At 41.0% G+C, this 17,461-nt stretch carries 14 protein-coding genes; 10 read left to right on the top strand and 4 right to left on the bottom strand.

Translation table 11 applies throughout. From position 1 onward, the window contains the following. Positions 1–2 precede the first annotated feature (2 nt). The 3 genes from AOB57_RS13330 to AOB57_RS13320 all read left to right on the top strand — a co-directional run bounded on the left by AOB57_RS13330 (position 3) and on the right by AOB57_RS13320 (position 2,727). Positions 3–296 carry a hypothetical protein gene (locus AOB57_RS13330; RefSeq protein ID WP_054299531.1) on the top strand — a complete coding sequence of 98 codons (294 nt, stop codon included), beginning with the start codon at positions 3–5 and terminating at the stop codon, positions 294–296. Between the two features lie 404 nt (positions 297–700). Then, entirely contained in the window at positions 701–1,030 is a 330-nt protein-coding gene (locus AOB57_RS13325; protein WP_054299530.1) for a hypothetical protein, read from the top strand. A 395-nt stretch (positions 1,031–1,425) separates the two neighbouring features. Next, complete coding sequence (locus AOB57_RS13320; protein WP_054299529.1) at positions 1,426–2,727, top strand: phenylacetate--CoA ligase family protein; 1,302 nt, start codon at positions 1,426–1,428, stop codon at positions 2,725–2,727. A 321-nt stretch (positions 2,728–3,048) separates the two neighbouring features. Here the strand turns inward: AOB57_RS13320 and AOB57_RS13315 are convergent, their stop codons facing one another. Further along, complete coding sequence (locus AOB57_RS13315; RefSeq protein WP_054299528.1) at positions 3,049–4,545, bottom strand: hypothetical protein; 1,497 nt, start codon at positions 4,543–4,545, stop codon at positions 3,049–3,051. Between the two features lie 546 nt (positions 4,546–5,091). Between AOB57_RS13315 and AOB57_RS13310 the strand changes: the two genes are divergently transcribed. The 5 genes from AOB57_RS13310 (at position 5,092) to AOB57_RS13290 (ending at position 9,390) form a co-directional block, all read left to right on the top strand. Further along, positions 5,092–5,433 carry a hypothetical protein gene (locus AOB57_RS13310; RefSeq protein ID WP_054299527.1) on the top strand — a complete coding sequence of 114 codons (342 nt, stop codon included), beginning with the start codon at positions 5,092–5,094 and terminating at the stop codon, positions 5,431–5,433. 18 nt (positions 5,434–5,451) lie between these two features. Further along, positions 5,452–7,275 (top strand): tetratricopeptide repeat protein, encoded by a 1,824-nt coding sequence (locus AOB57_RS13305; RefSeq protein ID WP_167829632.1) that lies wholly within the window; start codon positions 5,452–5,454, stop codon positions 7,273–7,275. Next, positions 7,265–7,468 carry a hypothetical protein gene (locus AOB57_RS13300; RefSeq protein ID WP_054299525.1) on the top strand — a complete coding sequence of 68 codons (204 nt, stop codon included), beginning with the start codon at positions 7,265–7,267 and terminating at the stop codon, positions 7,466–7,468. The genes AOB57_RS13305 and AOB57_RS13300 overlap by 11 nt, the downstream gene beginning before the upstream one ends. A gap of 63 nt (positions 7,469–7,531) precedes the next feature. Then, positions 7,532–8,380 (top strand): methanogenesis marker 8 protein, encoded by an 849-nt coding sequence (locus AOB57_RS13295; RefSeq protein WP_054299524.1) that lies wholly within the window; start codon positions 7,532–7,534, stop codon positions 8,378–8,380. Positions 8,381–8,538: 158 nt separating this feature from the next. Next, entirely contained in the window at positions 8,539–9,390 is an 852-nt protein-coding gene (locus AOB57_RS13290) for a methanogenesis marker 8 protein (RefSeq protein WP_054299523.1), read from the top strand. An 857-nt stretch (positions 9,391–10,247) separates the two neighbouring features. On the opposite strand, the gene AOB57_RS13285 is transcribed toward AOB57_RS13290, so the two are convergent. The 3 genes from AOB57_RS13285 to AOB57_RS13275 all read right to left on the bottom strand — a co-directional run bounded on the left by AOB57_RS13285 (position 10,248) and on the right by AOB57_RS13275 (position 13,433). Further along, the gene (locus AOB57_RS13285; protein ID WP_167829631.1) at positions 10,248–11,156 is read right to left on the bottom strand and encodes an IS5 family transposase; all 909 of its coding nucleotides are present in this window, start codon (positions 11,154–11,156) and stop codon (positions 10,248–10,250) included. Positions 11,157–11,359: 203 nt separating this feature from the next. Next, positions 11,360–12,775, bottom strand: coding sequence for a hypothetical protein (locus AOB57_RS13280; RefSeq protein ID WP_054297753.1), 1,416 nt, complete (start codon positions 12,773–12,775; stop codon positions 11,360–11,362). 34 nt (positions 12,776–12,809) lie between these two features. Continuing rightward, positions 12,810–13,433: an ABC transporter ATP-binding protein gene (locus AOB57_RS13275; protein ID WP_264371701.1), complete on the bottom strand. Its 624-nt coding sequence runs from the start codon at positions 13,431–13,433 to the stop codon at positions 12,810–12,812. A 664-nt stretch (positions 13,434–14,097) separates the two neighbouring features. On the opposite strand from AOB57_RS13275, the gene AOB57_RS13270 reads away from it, so the two are divergent. Further along, entirely contained in the window at positions 14,098–15,612 is a 1,515-nt protein-coding gene (locus AOB57_RS13270) for an AAA family ATPase (protein ID WP_082384042.1), read from the top strand. A gap of 133 nt (positions 15,613–15,745) precedes the next feature. Beyond that, positions 15,746–17,431 carry a vWA domain-containing protein gene (locus tag AOB57_RS13265; protein ID WP_054297761.1) on the top strand — a complete coding sequence of 562 codons (1,686 nt, stop codon included), beginning with the start codon at positions 15,746–15,748 and terminating at the stop codon, positions 17,429–17,431. Positions 17,432–17,461: the final 30 nt, after the last annotated feature.

Below are 17,461 nucleotides of genomic sequence, written 5' to 3'. Positions count from 1 at the left end.
CAATGGTGCGCATCTCCCCGGAAAAGGAAGAACCATCTTTTGAAATTAACCTGAAATGCAATTCAAATCCTGTTAATCTGACCCTTGTAGAAAAAACTCAGGGTGGCAGCGTATCTGCTCAGACGTCCTATTACCCAGTCTGGGCAATGGAAGATGATCTAATCTATGACAGCGTCAAACAATACACTGGAACCTATGAAGTACCCGGAGCAATCGGAACCTGGGAACTTTCAATTCTCCCGAAAAATGTCAATAGTTTTACTTACTCAGTAAGTTTCAGGGAGCCAGAGAAATAATTGATGTAAGATAATTATGAGCAGGTGACAGGACTGATTTTGAATTGTTTCGGAGTCCTGTCATAACTGCTTTTTTAATTTTTAGCTTTTATGTCAACCTGGTAATAGTCAGTAAATCTTGATGTATAGTTGGCAGTTTTCTTTGTCCCATAAGAACTTTATCATTTTATGAATAAACTTCATAAACAATGAGATACAATAATAGTTTTGGGGGATTAACATGGATACACTTAAGAAAATAGCAATTGGTATCTTAGCCGCAATAGGGCTTGTTTATGTTGTAAAACGTATACACATCAAGACTTGATATATGGTTAGTAGCCTTCTCTGGCTCATAAGAACTTTATCATTTTATGAATAAACTTAATAAACAAAAGATGCAATAATAATTTTGGGGGATTACCATGAATACACTTAAGAAAGTAGTAGTTTATATCTTAGCCGCAATAGGGCTTGTCAGTGTTATAAAACATATACACATCTCACACTGTAAAGAAGGCTGCTGTTTATGCAGTTCATTTAAAAGAAATACAGAAGGATCTAGAACAAGAGTAGAAGTTTTTAAAACAAAGGCAGAGGGCTTTAAAACAAAAGCAGAGGGGCTTAAAGCAAAAGTGGAAGGATTTAAATCAAAAGTATACGAATCTAAGGCAAAAGTACATGAATTTGAAGCAAGAGAAGAAGGCGAAAGAAGAACTGGCACAAGATATGGTTCTAGTCCGCTCAAGTATTAATTAAAATACCTTAAATTTCTTTTTTATTTGTTTTTTTCATATTATGATTTTACAAAACATTGTATAATTAGTTTATTAGTTAAGACTACTTTTGAGAAAGAGGATGTGTATTACTCTCAGAAAATAGTGTTGCTTTTTTCTGGGATCTAAACTGCCGAATCCTACGCAACCAATAAAATTCGGTTTTTTTAAATCTGCTAACTCCATAATTTAAAACCTCTTCACCTTAACAACGTTTATATCTAGTAACGATTACAGTACAGAAGGATTTTTCCAAACATTTTATATTACTGATTAGATTATTTAATATATCATGCCATGTAGAGGCATGGCACTTATACATTAAAATTTATGACCTGAGAACGGTTTCACAAATAAAAAAGAAGGTTCTGTTAATGAAGTACTGGCAGCCGAAATACGAAACAATGAATCCCGAAGAAATGAAGAAATTACAGCTTAAACGCCTTCAACGGAGCTTAAAGCTGGTCTATGAAAATGTTCCTTTTTACAGGCAGAAATTCAAGGAAGCTGGAGTCACTCCCGAGGATATTAAAACTCTCGATGATATCCGTAAAGTGCCTTTTACCCGAAAAGCCTACCTTCGGGAAAACTATCCTTTTGGGCTTTTTGCTGCCAGAAAAGAAGATATAGTGCGTATCCACGCCTCGTCCGGCACAAGCGGGAAGCCCACAGTCGTAGGGTATACGGCAAAGGATATCGAGACCTGGTCGGATTTGATTGCCAGAGATCTCACAATGATAGGGCTTTCTGCAGGCGATATAATCCAGAACTCCATGAATTATGGGCTCTTTACAGGAGGCCTGGGTTTCCACTACGGCGTTGAAAGGATGGGCGCAATGATCGTGCCGGCTGCAACCGGAAATACCGCCCGGCAGCTAGAGATGATGGTCGACTTCGGGGTAACAGCTGTGCACTGTACGCCCTCGTATGCCTTTTACCTTGCCGAAACGGCTGAAGAACTCGACCTTGTAGACAAACTCTCATTGAAAGCCGCTATCTTCGGTGGTGAGTCCTGGTCGGAAAATACGCGCAAACAGCTTGAAAAGCGGCTCAACCTCAAAGCCTATGACTGCTACGGACTATCCGAGATGTTCGGGCCTGGAATAGGTTTTGAGTGCCAGGAGCAGGACGGGCTGCACATCTGGAGCGATAATTTTCTTGTTGAAGTCCTTGATGAAAACGGAGAGCAGGTCTCAGAAGGCGAAAAAGGAGAACTTGTCCTCACCTCCATCAACAAGGAAGGCTTCTGCAACATCAGGTACCGCACAGGCGACATGACAAAACTTCTTGAATCCGAATGCGACTGCGGCAGAACCACCACAAAAATTTCCCGCCTCATGGGCAGGGCCGACGACATGCTGATCGTGAGAGGAATCAATGTTTTCCCCTCCCAGATCCAGGACGTCATCTCCCGGATTCCGCAGGTGGGCGATCACTTCCAGCTAATTCTTGACCGCAACAAACACATGCTCGACGAACTCACAATCGAAGTCGAGCTAGAAGACAATGCCTTTACCGGCGAACTCAAAGACCTCAAAGCCGTCCAGGACTACGTCCAGCGTGAACTCAAGTCTGTCCTAAACATCCGCACAAACGTCGAACTCCTTGAGAAAGGCAGCATCGAGAGAACTGCAGGCAAGGCAAAGAGAATCATCGACAGGCGCCCGCAGCTCTGAACTCTGCACAGTTTAGAGTCATTGTTTACTAACTTAAATGGTTAGAGGATTTCTATTCTCTGATTCCTTCAACTTTTTTTTCTTCCGTTGAGCAATGTATAGTTTCTTTTTTTAAACAACAACAGTTTTGAATCACTGATTTCTAGAACCCAGACAACCACAAAGTATTTGATGAAACTAAAAATCCCTGACTATAAAGTGGAAATCTAAAAATAGTAAAACATAAAAAAATGAAAAAATTTTTTTGGAGGTAATACGCCTCAACCAGAGCTTAAACTCGCCTTAACGTTCCTATATTCAGTTCCATTTCCTTATTTTACCTTAACTTTCTGGATCAAACTTTATAGCCCTATCGTACACGATCTCTGAGTAAGCTGGCCCGATTTTTGTAGCGTTTTCCAGGTAGGCTCTCCAGCCAATGAAAAGCGGCTGATCCAGCTCTATACCGTGAACTCCCTGACCATAAGGAACTTCGTAGCAGTATTGATCATCCTCACTGCAGTTTCTGGATAGCTTGTAGACATAAAGATATTTCGCATTGGGATTATCAGGGAGGTATTCCTCAGCAGATCCATTGAAATCCTCATTTGTGATTGCTATAACGCCGTTAAACACATCAGCTCCGTATATTGCAAAATTAGAGTACGTCGCCTTTCCTGCAGCTACATGGTTGACCCCATATACAATTATGAATTCATCGGTATCATTACCTAAAGTAATTGCCGGGTCTCGCAGGAAAGGATAGTATTCCGAAGTGTCAAAGAAAGGAGGTGTCGGCGAAAAGATAGTCTGGTTTGCTGACCATAGATAGCATGCATCGTTGGTAGGACCTACTCCATTGATTCCTCTCTGAATAGCATCACTCCCTACAGGGGCTCCCTGACTGGTCGGGAGCTCTGTTGCATTTGACTTGTTGTATTTTTCGAGAATTGCAACCCTTAGCTCTTCGAGATCATCCATAAGCTCAAACTCTGTTTGTCCGGTTCCGCGGATTCTTAACTCCGGATAATCATATGGATCCAGTTCTGTTGTATTGTTGGGAGTAATACGGAAAATAGTTGCAGGTGTGTTATTAATGTAATCGTCACCAGCCTGGGTATCATTGAATAAGGCTGGGCGGAGAAATGATGCAAATGTATCGGAATCATTATCCAAACCCATGTTCAGCATGACCGAGGGCAGCACCTGGGTGTTAATTGTATTGTTTGAGTATCCTGCAGACTCGGCAGCATCCCGGATGCGCTGGTCAATGCCTCTATCAGCAGTAATGATTATTATTGTAGTCTGGTTGAAAGGATCTCCGGAAGCTCCATCTGGCGTTCCTTCGGTTTTGATAACAAGGTTGTTTATCGTATCTACTAAGTTGGAAAAGATCCATCTTCTCTCATTCCCAATTGTTCTGTGCATTAACATATTATCATAACTGAAGTATCTGCATTCCGGTGGTGTTCTTCCTACGAAAACAACGGCTTCATCAGGACGGAGGTTCCAGAATGGAGTTGTGTTCCCGCTCACCCCAAGCGTACTGGCTATTTCAGACATCTGTTCCTCTACTTCATAACCTGGAGCCGGTGGAACAAAATATATCACATATTTTGTGGTAGGATTATTTCCGTATGCAGAAGGCAATACTCCTTCCTCCAATAACCTGAGTAAATCAAAGTAAGCCAGTTCACCTTCCTGTACTGTGAATCCATCCTGTTCTAAAGCCTGTTGAAAAGCCTCTGTGTCATTTGCTTCCATATCCTGTGCAAGGGCAGTTCCCATTGACAATGTGAACAAAACGCCAAGTAGTATAATCAGTATATGATTTTTCATGTACCATATCCCCCAGATATATACTTATTTCCGCAAAGATACTTATTTCCGCAAAGGATTACATTTAAAAAAGAAGAATTAAATTTAAAAGGATAGAGTCTCTTTAATATCTTCAAGACAGTATTCTTTTGTTTTTTTCTAAAAATTAAGTGTAAACCCTTGCTACTAATGTTATAATTATCCTTATTTATATTAGAAACCTTTGGAGTAAGTTAACTAAATTTGGGCAGTTAATTTTTATCAGTCTATATATTTTTCCTTATTGGATTCTTACTACCTTCTTTTTCCAGCAGCACTTTTAAATTAATTTATTTCCTTATTCAAGAAGGCAGAACCAAGGGATTCATCTTTCAGAACCAGAATACGTCCACTTTCGACGAAGGAGAGCGGCCTTCACGAAAATTTTGCAAAAAAGTTGAAATTTGTAAATTTATCTAATCGTGATCTGGAAAAGTCAAAGATCTAAAATTTCTTCTTTTCATCCGCTCAAAACAGCAAGATTTATTTTGTAATGCCTCCAATGTCAAAAAGAATTCGGAGGAGTTTATGGATCTAGCTTTCTTAGCCCAGCAAGCAACAAATATTCTCGCTCCAGCCCTGCCATTTATCTATGCGGGAGGCAAAGCTGTAGTAGATAAAAGCAAAGATATGCTTTTAGAAAAAGGCATTGAAAAACTCGGTTCCGAAAGTTGGAAGAGAGCAAAGACTTTGCTGGACAAAATAAGTCCTAAAATGGGTGAATCCCTTGAAAAAGCGCTTAAAAAAGTCTCTGAAAGCCCCGATGATCCTAAAGCAAAAGAAGAGCTTAAGCAGGAGATCCTGAAACTGCTAAGAGAGAATCCAGACCTTGTTAAGGAAATTCGACTAATCATAAATTTCAATATATAGAATGTTGATCAACTCGCGGTGGGAAACTACAATACTTTTTTCAACTTCAACACGCCTTCAGGTGACGAATTTGTCAAGATCATCGAGTACCTTGACCAAAAGCGACAAGAAACGGTAAATCAGGAAATCCTGAGTCGCTATAATCCTTCAACACTACCGCCGTATCCAAGACGATTGAAGGAGTTCGTTAGCGAAAACCGTTCAGAAGAATTAATAAAAGCCCTTACATACCTTGAAAGTCACCAAATTTTACTAATCAGCGGAGTTGGTGGTGTCGGCAAGTCCACTCTAGCAAGAGCTCTTGTAGACCTCAGACCTGTAAACGTCCCTGAGCCTTTCTGGTTCAGCTTCCATGATAATCAGGATGCAAAACTGAGTGATATTCTTGAGAAACTGGCTGCTTACATGAATGCTCCTGAAATTGTATCTTTTAAAGCGGAGAGAAGAGAACCCGGAAAAATTGATATTGACAAACTCACCGGCGAACTTCATAGAAGGAGCGAAATCTGGCTAATTTTCGATGATTTGAGCACCATTCTTGCAGACCAAAATTATACTGACAAAGAAATTGAACTCCTCTTTTTTTCCTTGCGACACAATACCCACAACGCAAAAGTCATTATAACAAGTCGAGTTCTGCCCATATTCGAAAACGGGGAAAGTCTGATAGATGTGGTGGAAGATGAAGAAAAACAGCATCTCAATGGTTTGAGAACGGATTTTGCAGTTGATTACCTTGCTAGAAATGGGCTTGGTGAAGTAGAACCTCAAAAGCTGGAAGAACTGGCTACAGGTGTGGACGGTCATCTTCTTGCCTTGAAATTGCTTGTGGAGCTTGTAAAAAGATTTGGGGCAAAAGACATACTTGCCGATTTAAATATGTATCAAAAAGAAAAAGAGGATACTATCAAAAAGGCGAGAAGATTATTCGATAAATTAGCAGGAGATGAAAAAGAGTTTCTTGAGCGCATTTCAGTCTATCGTGAGCTTGTGAGTATGAAAGGTCTCAAAGATATGTTTACAGAAAATACCTCAATAGACATTGTTAAGAAACTCGTCGATAAGTCCCTTCTCGAAACCGACCATAATGGAAGTTACTGGCTACACCCCTTAATTCAGGAATTTTCCTATGGGGATCTCAAAGACAAAAAAGAAGCACATATGCTTGCAGTAAAATACTACCTTTCTCTTCCACTACCAAAAAATCCCACCAAGAAAGAAGACCTTCAACCAGTAATCGAGGCCCATTACCACGCTTGCGAAGCTGGAGAGTATGATTTTGCAGCCGATATCATATGGAGATACAATCTCCCATCTCTTCTGAATCTCTGGGAGAATCCAAGAACACTAATTGATATTTACAAAAAATTACTTCCTGATGACCATTTCAAAGACAAACCAGTTCTCAAAGACAAACAGACTCATGGAGCTGTTCTTGGAAATCTGGGGACTGCATACAGTAATCTGGGCGAGCCCAGAAAAGCAATTGAATATTATGAACAGGCTTTAAAGATTTCCAGAGAAATAGGAGACAGGAGAGGGGAAGGAAATCACCTTGGAAATCTGGGGTTAGCATACAGTGATCTGGGAGAGCCCAGAAAGGCGATTGAGTATTACGAACAGGCTTTAAAGATTTCCAGAGAAACAGGAGACAGGAGAGGAGAAGGAAATCACCTTGGAAATCTGGGGTTAGCATACAGTGATCTGGGGGAGCCCAGAAAAGCAATTGAATTTTTGAAGCAATCTCTATCTATTGGAAAAGCAATTGAAGATCCAAGGATAATTAGTATTTGCGAGAAGAAATTGAAAGAGCTTGATGGAACTGATGACAATGAAAACTAAAGCTATTATCCAACCTCTAGCAATTCTCAAGCTCCAGGCTGCCCTCCAGTTTCAAAAAGCTTTCAGACTATCTTTAGCAGGTGGAAACCTAAAAAGTAGAAATAAGGTTGAATCAATTAAAATATTAAACAGACATGGCTCAAATCAAAACCCTAAATCCAAAAGCTATTATATATATAGACACAAACCTTAAATGCTATTTTTATCGGATCTCAGTTCCTTAATAATGTTATTTTGCTAATATGAAGGAGTAGCCATGCCTCATATAATAGAATTGCTTGGGAAAACAAGAGTAGTCGTAGAAGATGGGAAGGTTATTGAAGTAGGGGAACCTGAAATCGATTGGTGCCCCCTTTTTGCCAAGATACGCGGAATCCAGAAGATAACCCCGGAAGAAGTCAGGAAAAATATGGAGTTCAGGATAGCCGATTTCGGGATGTTCACGGATAAACGCAGGCTGGAACTTGAAGACTTTGTAGGGTTCGGGGCGTCGGAAGTTATGATGACAGGGTTGATCAGGGGTTTGCTTGATACAACCGTGACCGCCTGCGAAGGGGCAGGAACAGTTATCTCCAATAACCCCATCCTTGTTCAGGGCATGGGAGGCAGGATGTCAGGGCTTGTCGAAACCGAGCCGATTGACGGAATAATCAACGGGATTTCAGAACGCGGCGGGATTGTGCTTGACCCCTCGACTGCAAAAATGGACCCGGTTGCAGGCGTGAAGAAAGCAGCCGAACTGGGATACAAAAAAATCGCAGTAACCGTGGCTTTCGCAGAAACCGCAAAAGAGTTACGAGAGCTTGAATCCGAACTCGAGCTTGACCTTATAATAATTGGTGTGCATACCACAGGTTTTAACGAAGAAGAAGCCAGGGTTCTTGTTGAGAACGCCGACATCACAACTAGCTGCGCCTCAAAATACGTGCGGGATATCGTAAAGCCACTTGCCCAGGTTGGAACAGCAGTCCCGCTTTTTGCCCTTACCCAGAAAGGAAAGGAACTTGTAGTAGAAAGGGCAAAGGATATCAAAAGCCCGCTTCTGATAAACACCATGCCTCTGCCGGTGCTGCCTGAAAACAAACAGCCAAGAGAGTTGAAATAAGAACGGCTCTCAAAATTGTCACCATTTTCTTTTTAGTTTTTCTTTTAATCTAATTATTAGAATTCAATTTCTTTAATCTTATTTTCCTTTTAATAGGATATATTTTCATCTAATAAAACAATTTTTTCTAAAATAATACGAGAGTGAAGTGTATTTATATGCCTCATGTAATGGAACTGCTGGGAAAAGCAAGAGTCGTCGTAAAAGACGGCAGGGTTGTAGAAGTTGGGGAACCGGAAATCGATTGGTGCCCTCTTTTTGCCAAGCTGAGAGGAGTCCAGAATATCACCAGGGAAGAGGTTAAAAAGAATATTGAGTCCCGGATTCGTGATGTAGGAATGTTCACCCCAGGGCGCAAACTCTTTGAGCTTGATACCTATGTGGCTTTCGGGGCGTCGGAAATCGTGATGTCCGGTCTCAGGTGTGGTTTTCTTGATACGACCGTAACTGCCTGTGACGGGGCAGGCACTGTCATTGCCAGCAACCCTGCACTTGTCCAGGGTATAGGGGGCAGGATGTCCGGCCTTATAGAAACTGAGCCAATCGGTGGCATAATTGATGGAATCCAGAAACTTGGCGGAACCGTACTCGATCCTTCAACTGCTGCTATTGACCCTGTTAGAGGAGCAAGGAAAGCTGCCGAACTTGGGTACCGAAAGATTGCAGTAACCGTGGCTTTTGCGGAAACCGCAAAAGAGTTGCGAAAGCTTGAAACCGAACTCGGGCTTGACCTTATAATAATTGCTGTACATGTTACAGGAGTCAGCAAAGAAGAAGCTGAGGGTATTCTGGAAAATTCGGATATTGTAATCAGCTGTGCTTCAAGATATATCCGGGAACTTGCAAAACCTCTTGTGCAGGTTGCGGCTGCAATCCCGCTTTTTGCTCTCACGCAGAAAGGAAAAGAACTCGTGATTGAAAGGGCAAAAGATATTCAAAGCCAGATCCTTATCAATACTATGAGGCTGCCTATGTTGCCCGCACATAAACAGCCCAAAAACCTGTTATAAATAACTTAAAATTCGGGTTTAAGGGAAGTATATCAGGCAGTAGCTTATCTATTTTATTACCTTTCACATAGTATTTTTTAAATTTTGTACTACATAAGAGGCGTTAAAATTTATTGCTCCATATCTTTTGGTGTGCTCCATGTATTTTCCGGGTATGCTCCATGTATTTTCCGGATATCGGTTGATGATAAGCTACTGCTTGAGGAATTGACTTACATTAATCACTTTCCTTTTTTTCCTTTTTTTGATGGTTTGGCATTCTTCTTTGCCGGCTTCTCAGCTTGGGTCTTTGCCTGCGGCTTTCCACTGGCAGCCCCAGCCTTTGAACCGTCAGCTGTTGTAGAACATTTTGCTATATAGAAACATCTCTGTACCGATATTTTCTATAAGTATCTGATTATACTGTCACGAAGTTATAAATAAGTTTCCTGTCCAAAAATTTGATTGTCTGATATTCCTATAAAAGAATAGATGCATTAATTCTTAACTCACTCTGTATTTTTCAACAACTTGTTAATCTCTAATTTGACCTGTCAATTTCCAGCCTTGGCACTTCAAGTCTACGCAACTTAATCTCAAAAAAGCTCCTAAAAAGCGAATATCAAAGCCAATATTAAAAACAGTTGTTAAAAGAACTGTTAATAACAATTAATAATTTTACTATTAAATAATAATTAATAACTTTACTATTAAATTATTATTAATGTTATTAAAAATGATATTAATGATTACTATTAACAATAATTATCACCAATCTACTAAAATAATGTAAGAGAAAACTATTGCGAAAACAGGTGTCAAAAGAGTCTCAGAATATTTTATGTCAAAAAATCAGATTCATAAAGGTTACAAATCGATTATAATTTTTTCGGCTCTGTAGAAATCCTTAATTTAATCCATAATAATTGTATTACTTTTTTGTTTATATTATAGACTATTAGTTTAACTTTTACTTCTTTTACTTGATTTCTAACCTTTCTTGCTCTTAATGTTTCTCCAAATTTTCTTTTTACAACAGATATTATTGTCTCTACTATATTCCTTCTATTGTATTTGATCTTATCAAAGTCTTTGTTTAATTGTTTTCTATATTTTCCGTTTATTCTCTTTCTTTTTCTTTCTCTCAAAGGTACTATTGAATCTGCTTTTATCTCTTCTCTTATTAGAGTATGAATTTCTTCGGAATCATATCCTTTATCCATCACATAACATTGAGACTTTCTTGACTTGTTTGATTGTCTTATCAGAGTCTTTGCATGCTTGACATCATGATCTGTTTTTTGGCTAATTTTCCATCCTAATATTACTTTTTTAATAGTGTCTACTGATATTGAAGTTTTAAGGAAGCTCCTTCGGAGCTTCCCTGTTCTCTTAGAATAATAATGACTTGCATAAGAACTCGTAAATCCTGTTGCATCAATTGCCGTAATGAGAACTTTTTCTCCATGTGAGTAAAATAGTTTTAGAGTTTTTGACAAAATTAGGTTAAACAATGAAGAGGGAATTCTGGACACAAACTTTTGAAGAGTAGTGTAATGAGGAACCTTATCAAGGTCAAGTTTTTCCTTTATATTGTTCATGAGGTCAACAAGTTCTACAAAGTCACGGTAGTCTGTACTTATATACTCCTTCAATAAAACAAGAACAAGAAGCTGATGTTGAGTATAAACACGTTTGGAATATTTGCAGGAGTAAAGGTTCAGTCTGGAAGACTGAACCGTTTTAAGACTGAGATCAATAAATTTAATATACTTATTTGATGACAATAGCAATTGCTCCTTTGTTTTTTGTGTGGACAAAAAAATTAAGGAGCATTTTTACAATTTTATTTTTATAATTTTTGGGTAAAAACAGAATTTAGAGGATTTCTACAGAGCCATTTTTTCAATAGGCTTTTATCCGCGGCAAGTTCTATCCTTTGCCCCTGCGCTATGCAAATAATTGATCTCTATTCAACCAGCAGGCATCGTCAAAAACGCGGGCTTTCAATCCCATCCCATTTCCTGAAGCTTTTCCCGAGCAGGTAGAAGGCAAGAGGCAGAAGCAGGAGGTTTACAAACACATAAAAGAATCCGAACATCGACAGGATAATATTCACCATCAAGAGTGGCATTACAGACAGCGTATAAAGTGCAAAAGTCCTGCCGTTGTAGAGGTTTATGGAAGGGGAAAGACCTGTCAGGTAAATAAGTATTGAAACCATATAAAGGGAAATAGAGATGAAAAGCAGCAGGGCTGGCAGCAAAACTTCAGGGTCTTTTGTGAAGGTTAGAGGGACAAGCAGTAGAAGCGGAACCAGATTCAGGAAAAGGTAGCTGTTAAGTTTGCTCCTTATCATGTCCGAAACCTTCAGGGGAAAGAAAGCATACGAGGCAAAGATATCGTATTCTGTAAGCCAGTTATACATTGAGGAAGAAAGTACTCCCAGGACAAGGGAAAACAGGATTAAAGTATTCAAAGCCGGGAGAACTGTTCCCAGGGCTGAAAGGAGCATCCAGATAAGAATCGCAGGAAGCAGGAAGGAAAATATTAACTTTCCGAACCCTCCTTCACTCCTTTTCAGGTCAAGGAGATCCTTTGCAACAAAAGCTGCATACCTGTAAGAACCAAACTCCCTGCAAAGTTTAGAAAATGAGTTTGGAAAGCTCTTTTTAGCCTGGGGAAAGTCTACCTTCAGGAAAAGCAGGGATAAAACCGAAGGCACAATTATAAGCACGGAAGAAAGCAGAAACTGGTTTTTTGAAGGAAGCAGGAAAAAAGAAAGGCTTGGTAGACTGTAAAAACTGTTGGAATCCAGATTCCCTGAAATAAAGAGCAAGAAAATGAAACTAGCCAGTAAGCCCGAAATCAATAGCTTTCCGGAATATGCATAAATCGTAGATAGGAAAAATACCAGCGAGAGTCCGATCATAAAAGAAAGTGAAAGTGTAAGGAGGAGGATGAGAAGGGTAACAGAGGAATGGAAACCTCCAACCGGGACAAAAGCCGCAGCAAGCGCAAAACCCACAATGAAAGGAAGTATGTAGAAGACAAAGTAATACACTATGTCTTTTACGAGGAAATTTGCAAAGATAAGTCTCTCGGAAACCGGAAGTGTCCTTGAAGAATATGCGATAAGGCTTGCCTGCCCGAAACGCCGATTCATAAACTCCCTGCCTATAAGCCCGAAGGCTCCTACCATGCCACCAAGAAGCAAAAAGAGGTAGTGCATCCCCAGGGCTATCTGGGTATACGTAAAAATTTCCCTGAAAATGGGCAGAATCAGGCTTACGAGAAAGGTGAACAGAAAGATAAAGACCGGAAAGAGGGAGAAACCCATATTCCCGAAAAAATTCGAGTGCATCCGCCATTCTTCTTTAAGCATACTTTTGAATATGTCAAACATAAAACCCCTGCCAGTTTTGTTCTTGCTTTTATTATCACGCATACTGTGCAGGTATACTCGCACATTCATCAGAGTTCACTGGCCGGCTTACCAGGTTGAGGAAGAATTCTTCAAAATTCCTGCCTTCGAGAACAGGATCATCAAGGCGGCCTGTATAGACCAGTTTTCCTCTGTAAATTATTCCAATGATGGTGCAGATCTGTTTTGCAATCTCGAGGATATGCGTCGAAATAAAGATCGTTCCTCCATTTCTCACGTAGCCTGAAAGAAAATCCTTTACCTTGCGCTGCATTACAGGGTCGAGGTTGATAAGGGGTTCATCAATAATGGCAAGTTCAGGTTCATGCAGGAAAGCCTGCGCAAACATCAATTTCTGCCTTGTCCCTCTTGATAGGTCTTTACAAAGGGAGTTTTTCTGATCCTCGAAATCGAGGAATTCAAACCATTTCTCGCAAATTGCCTCGTAATCTTTCATTTTCCTGACCTTTGCAACAAAGTGGAGATACTCTTCGGCCGTCAGAAAACTTGGAGGAGTCTCCTGCTCAGGAATAACACCCACAAGTTCCCGGACCCTGATTGGGTCTTCAAGAACATACACTCCATGAACCCTGAGGGAACCAGACGTTGGTTTTATCTGGCCTGTAAGCATCTTAATCATCGTGGTTTTTCCTGAGCCGTTTGGCCCCAGGAGGCCAAAGAGCTCACCCCCTCCCTACAGAAAGAGAAACATTATCCACCGCTTTTGTACTTCCGTAAAACTTAGAAAGATTCTTTACCTCAATCATGTTCAGAGCTCCTGCAAAAATCTGGAATTTATGCAGCCAGGGTCATCTATATTTTTAACATCCAGCATGGAATCCTGAATTAAGACTTTCCATAATATGTTAGTAAATTTCTTAATCAATAAATATATTTATTATGTTTTATTAGATTAAATCGTTTGTCTGTGTCATTCAAATTATATTTCTATGAGTTAAGTTAAATCTTTAAAAATATTTAAATTAACTCCTTAAGTCAACTCCTTAAATTAATTCATTATAAGTAAATGGTATTGGGCTAAGCTAAGGAAAAGTACAATCTTCAGATTTCTTCAGGTTTTGCAGGCTTCTTCTGATTTCTCTGGATTTTGACCTCTTCAGTAAATCACCTGGGGGTTATTTTTTTATCTTTCAATAGTTGACTCAATTGGAAGACTTAAAATAGGATCAAAATAGAATCAGGCTAAATACTTAAGAGAAAATCCGAAAAAAACTATATTTTCCACTCATGCTACCGGAGGTCTGCCCCTGAAAGAAAAGCTTCTTGAGATCAAATCCGCGTTTATGGAATATTTTAAAGAGCGGGAAGCCGAGATCAACGGCTCTCTCCTTGCCGTGCTGTCCGGGGAAAACCTCCTCTTCCTGGGGCCCCCGGGAACGGCAAAAACACAGCTTGCGAAGAATATCTGCCAGTTGATCGAAGGTGGTAATTTCTTCAACTATCTCCTGACAAGCTTTTCCACCCCTGAAGAGATTTTTGGTCCGCTTTCCTTAAAAGCCCTGGAAGAAGATGAGTTCCGTCGGAAAATCGATGGCTGCCTTCCAACTGCCCATATTGCTTTACTGGACGAGATTTTTAAAGCCAGCAGTGCCATCCTGAACAGCTTGCTGACCATTCTCAACGAGCACAAATACCATAATGGGAGGGAACTTGTAGATGTGCCTCTACTTTCGGTTTTCGGGGCATCCAATGAGCTTCCTGATGAGGACGAGAGTCTTGAAGCCCTTTATGACCGCTTTTTATTCAGGTACAGACTTGCCTATATCCAGGATGAGGAGAATTTCCGGAACCTGCTTTTCAGGAGTCCTGAAGATTTCGTGCCTGCTGCAAGGCTCAGGATTTCCGAGATATATGCGGTTCGGGAGCGCTCAAAGACACTTCCTGTTGACCCTGATGTTGAGATAATCGTAACCGAACTTCGAAAAAGCCTTCAGCTTCAGGAAATCGAAATCTCGGACCGGCGCTGGAGAAAAGTCGTTCAGGTGCTCAGGGTTGCAGCCTGCAGCAGCGGATGCCCGGCCGTGGACAGGACAATGGTGCTTCTGCTTCAGCACATGCTCTGGAACCTGCCTGAAGAGCGGGAAACCATTCGCAGAACAGTTTTCGAGTTCGCAATCTCAGGCGGCATCAGTACGGAAAAACTGCGCCAGGAAGCCGAAGACCTCCAGGCAGCGGTAAGCATAGCCCTGAAAAATGAACTTCCTGTAAAGGTTGTCTGCGATAGCTGCGGAGAAGAATTTCGGCTGAGACAGGAAATTGAAACTCACCATACTTCCCATCCGAATCATAGCTACACTCTGAAAAAGGAAGGTTCCTCAAGGATCTACCCCTATGACAACCTTGTCAGGGAAATCGATTCGCTTCAGGAAGCGACTGGGAAAGCGAGTACACTGATCCAGGCTCAGAAAGAAGTTTTTGAAAAAGAACTGAGAGCCCTTGCCGATAGGGTGGAACGCGTAAAGCACAGGCTTGAAGAAGAAAGGGAACTCCTTAAAAGCCTGATGGAGGCGAATATCTGGCTTTCTACTCTTGATAGAAATGAAGCTCTCCTCCTGCATGACACTCGAAGTACCGAGTTATCCGGGCTCAATGACCTTATTTCAAAAAGCCGGTCAATGCTCGGACTGCAGAACAGGAAGATGCATCCTGAATCCGCGCCTGTAAAAGAAGCAGGAAGACAGGAAACGGGGAAAAAAGAAATAGAGAAAAAAGGAATGGAAAAAATTCCCATACCCGATTCGAGCAGTACTGTCAATAGTTTTATGAAGGGAATTAGCTCCCGATTTAAGCTCAGATAAACTTATAAAGAACCTATAGTGCTTGGTTTCAAGCCAGGTATTTCCAAACCGAATAATCTTAAATCAGGTAGCTTCAAATCAGTTATTCTCAAACTGGATGATCTCAAAGCGGAAATTTAAACGAGGTTTCGAAATGCAAGACTATGGAGGCTTTCCGAATATTCTGAAGACAGCCTCGTCTGAAGCTTATTCCTCTTTCTCAAAAAATAAAGTCTCAGGAAACAAAAACCTGCGGGATTTGCTTATTCTCCAGAATCAAACTGTTGCCGTGCTGGAAAGAGATCTCAGAAGTACGATAGCCTTTCCCCGGACTATCCCTCGCCCTTTGCGGGAAAAGATAGCTGAAGTCCTTACTCTTGAAATCCTTTTTGGGCAGCCTTATGAGATAAAGGATCCTGCGAGGTTCATAGGAACTTTCGGAGCTTTTTATCCCATTCTTCTAACTTTGAGAAACTCAAAACCCTGGCCCAAACTCCGGAAAATTGCAAAAAAAAGCCGGAGAGCCGGTATTGCAGGCCTGAAAATTCTCCTGCCTCTGGTTTATGAGATACTGGAACGCTTTTCAGATTCTTCAACCAGCACTTCGGGTACAGAGTATCTTAAGGAGCTCGATGCTGGAATGTATAAGATCCTGAGACAATTCGAAGAAATCTTGAAAGAAACCTTCCTGATATGGCGAAATAACCTATTTGTGGAGTTTTCAGGCAGGAATGGTCAGGAAAAGAGAAATTTTGGAGAATTTGCCCTGACCGAGGCTGTCCTGGCATTCATGCAGACGGATGGCTACCAGGAGCTTCTGGAAAGAGTAATGGAAGGATTATATCGGAGAATGAATGAATTCGTATCAGAGATGGAAGAAAACCTGGAGCTATTCGACACGCTTGCTTTGCTTTTTCCTCAGCGCAACTGGAGCTATTCCGTAAAAGAGCTTAAGAAAGAACCTTTCTACGTGCAACTTAAAATGCTTAAGAATTATTCAACCTTTTTTGAAAAAAGCCCTGACCTGAGGAAAATCGTGGACTTTATAGGCAGGCGTGAATTCGACCCACCCTCGGACCGCATACGACTCTCACCTTTTGGAAAAAACCGGATCCAGACCGTGCGTTTTTCTGATTCCATCAATAACTTGCTGCCAATGGAAGCTGCAAAACTCCTCAATCCTTCCCTGAAAAAGAAATTCTATGCCGATATGCTTGAAGGAAAGCTCCTGAGCTACCAGCTACTCGGGAAACATTACACAGGCCCTCCTCGTATAAAACCCAGAGGCCCTATGATAGTGCTTGTGGATACCTCAGGCTCCATGCACGGAGTCCCACAGACCCTTGCCAAGGCTGCTGTGCTGGCTATGGCAAAGCTGATGCTCTCCCAGCAACGGGATATGAAGGTTATTCTTTTTGCTTCTACAAGCCAGCACCTTGAGATTGAACTCAGCAGCAAGAAAAAAATGTCCGAGAAATTCCTGAATTTTCTGCTCTATACCTTTGGCGGAGGAACGGACTTCAATACCGCCCTTGCCTCGGGCCTGAAATCCCTGAGAGAAAAAGACTTTCAGGGAGCAGACCTGCTCTTTATAACCGATGGCAAATCCGAAGTTTCTGATGAACTCGTACTGGCTCGCTGGGAAGAAGCAAAAAAGAAGTATAACGCAAAGGTTTACTCGCTGATTGTGGGCAGCAGAGGGGCAGGAGGGCTTTCGGTAATCTCGGATTATACTTATTTTGTGGAAATGGAACTTGATTCCGAAGGCAGCGGAAGTTTTGTAAGGCTTATAGAATATATGGAACAGAAAGCTACATGTCCCGGTGAAGCAAGAAATTAAGAAAGGATTGAACTCCTTCCTATTCCATCT

The sequence above is a fragment of the Methanosarcina flavescens genome, from assembly GCF_001304615.2.
Lineage (GTDB): Archaea > Halobacteriota > Methanosarcinia > Methanosarcinales > Methanosarcinaceae > Methanosarcina > Methanosarcina flavescens.
This window is presented reverse-complemented; position numbering and strand designations above follow the sequence as displayed.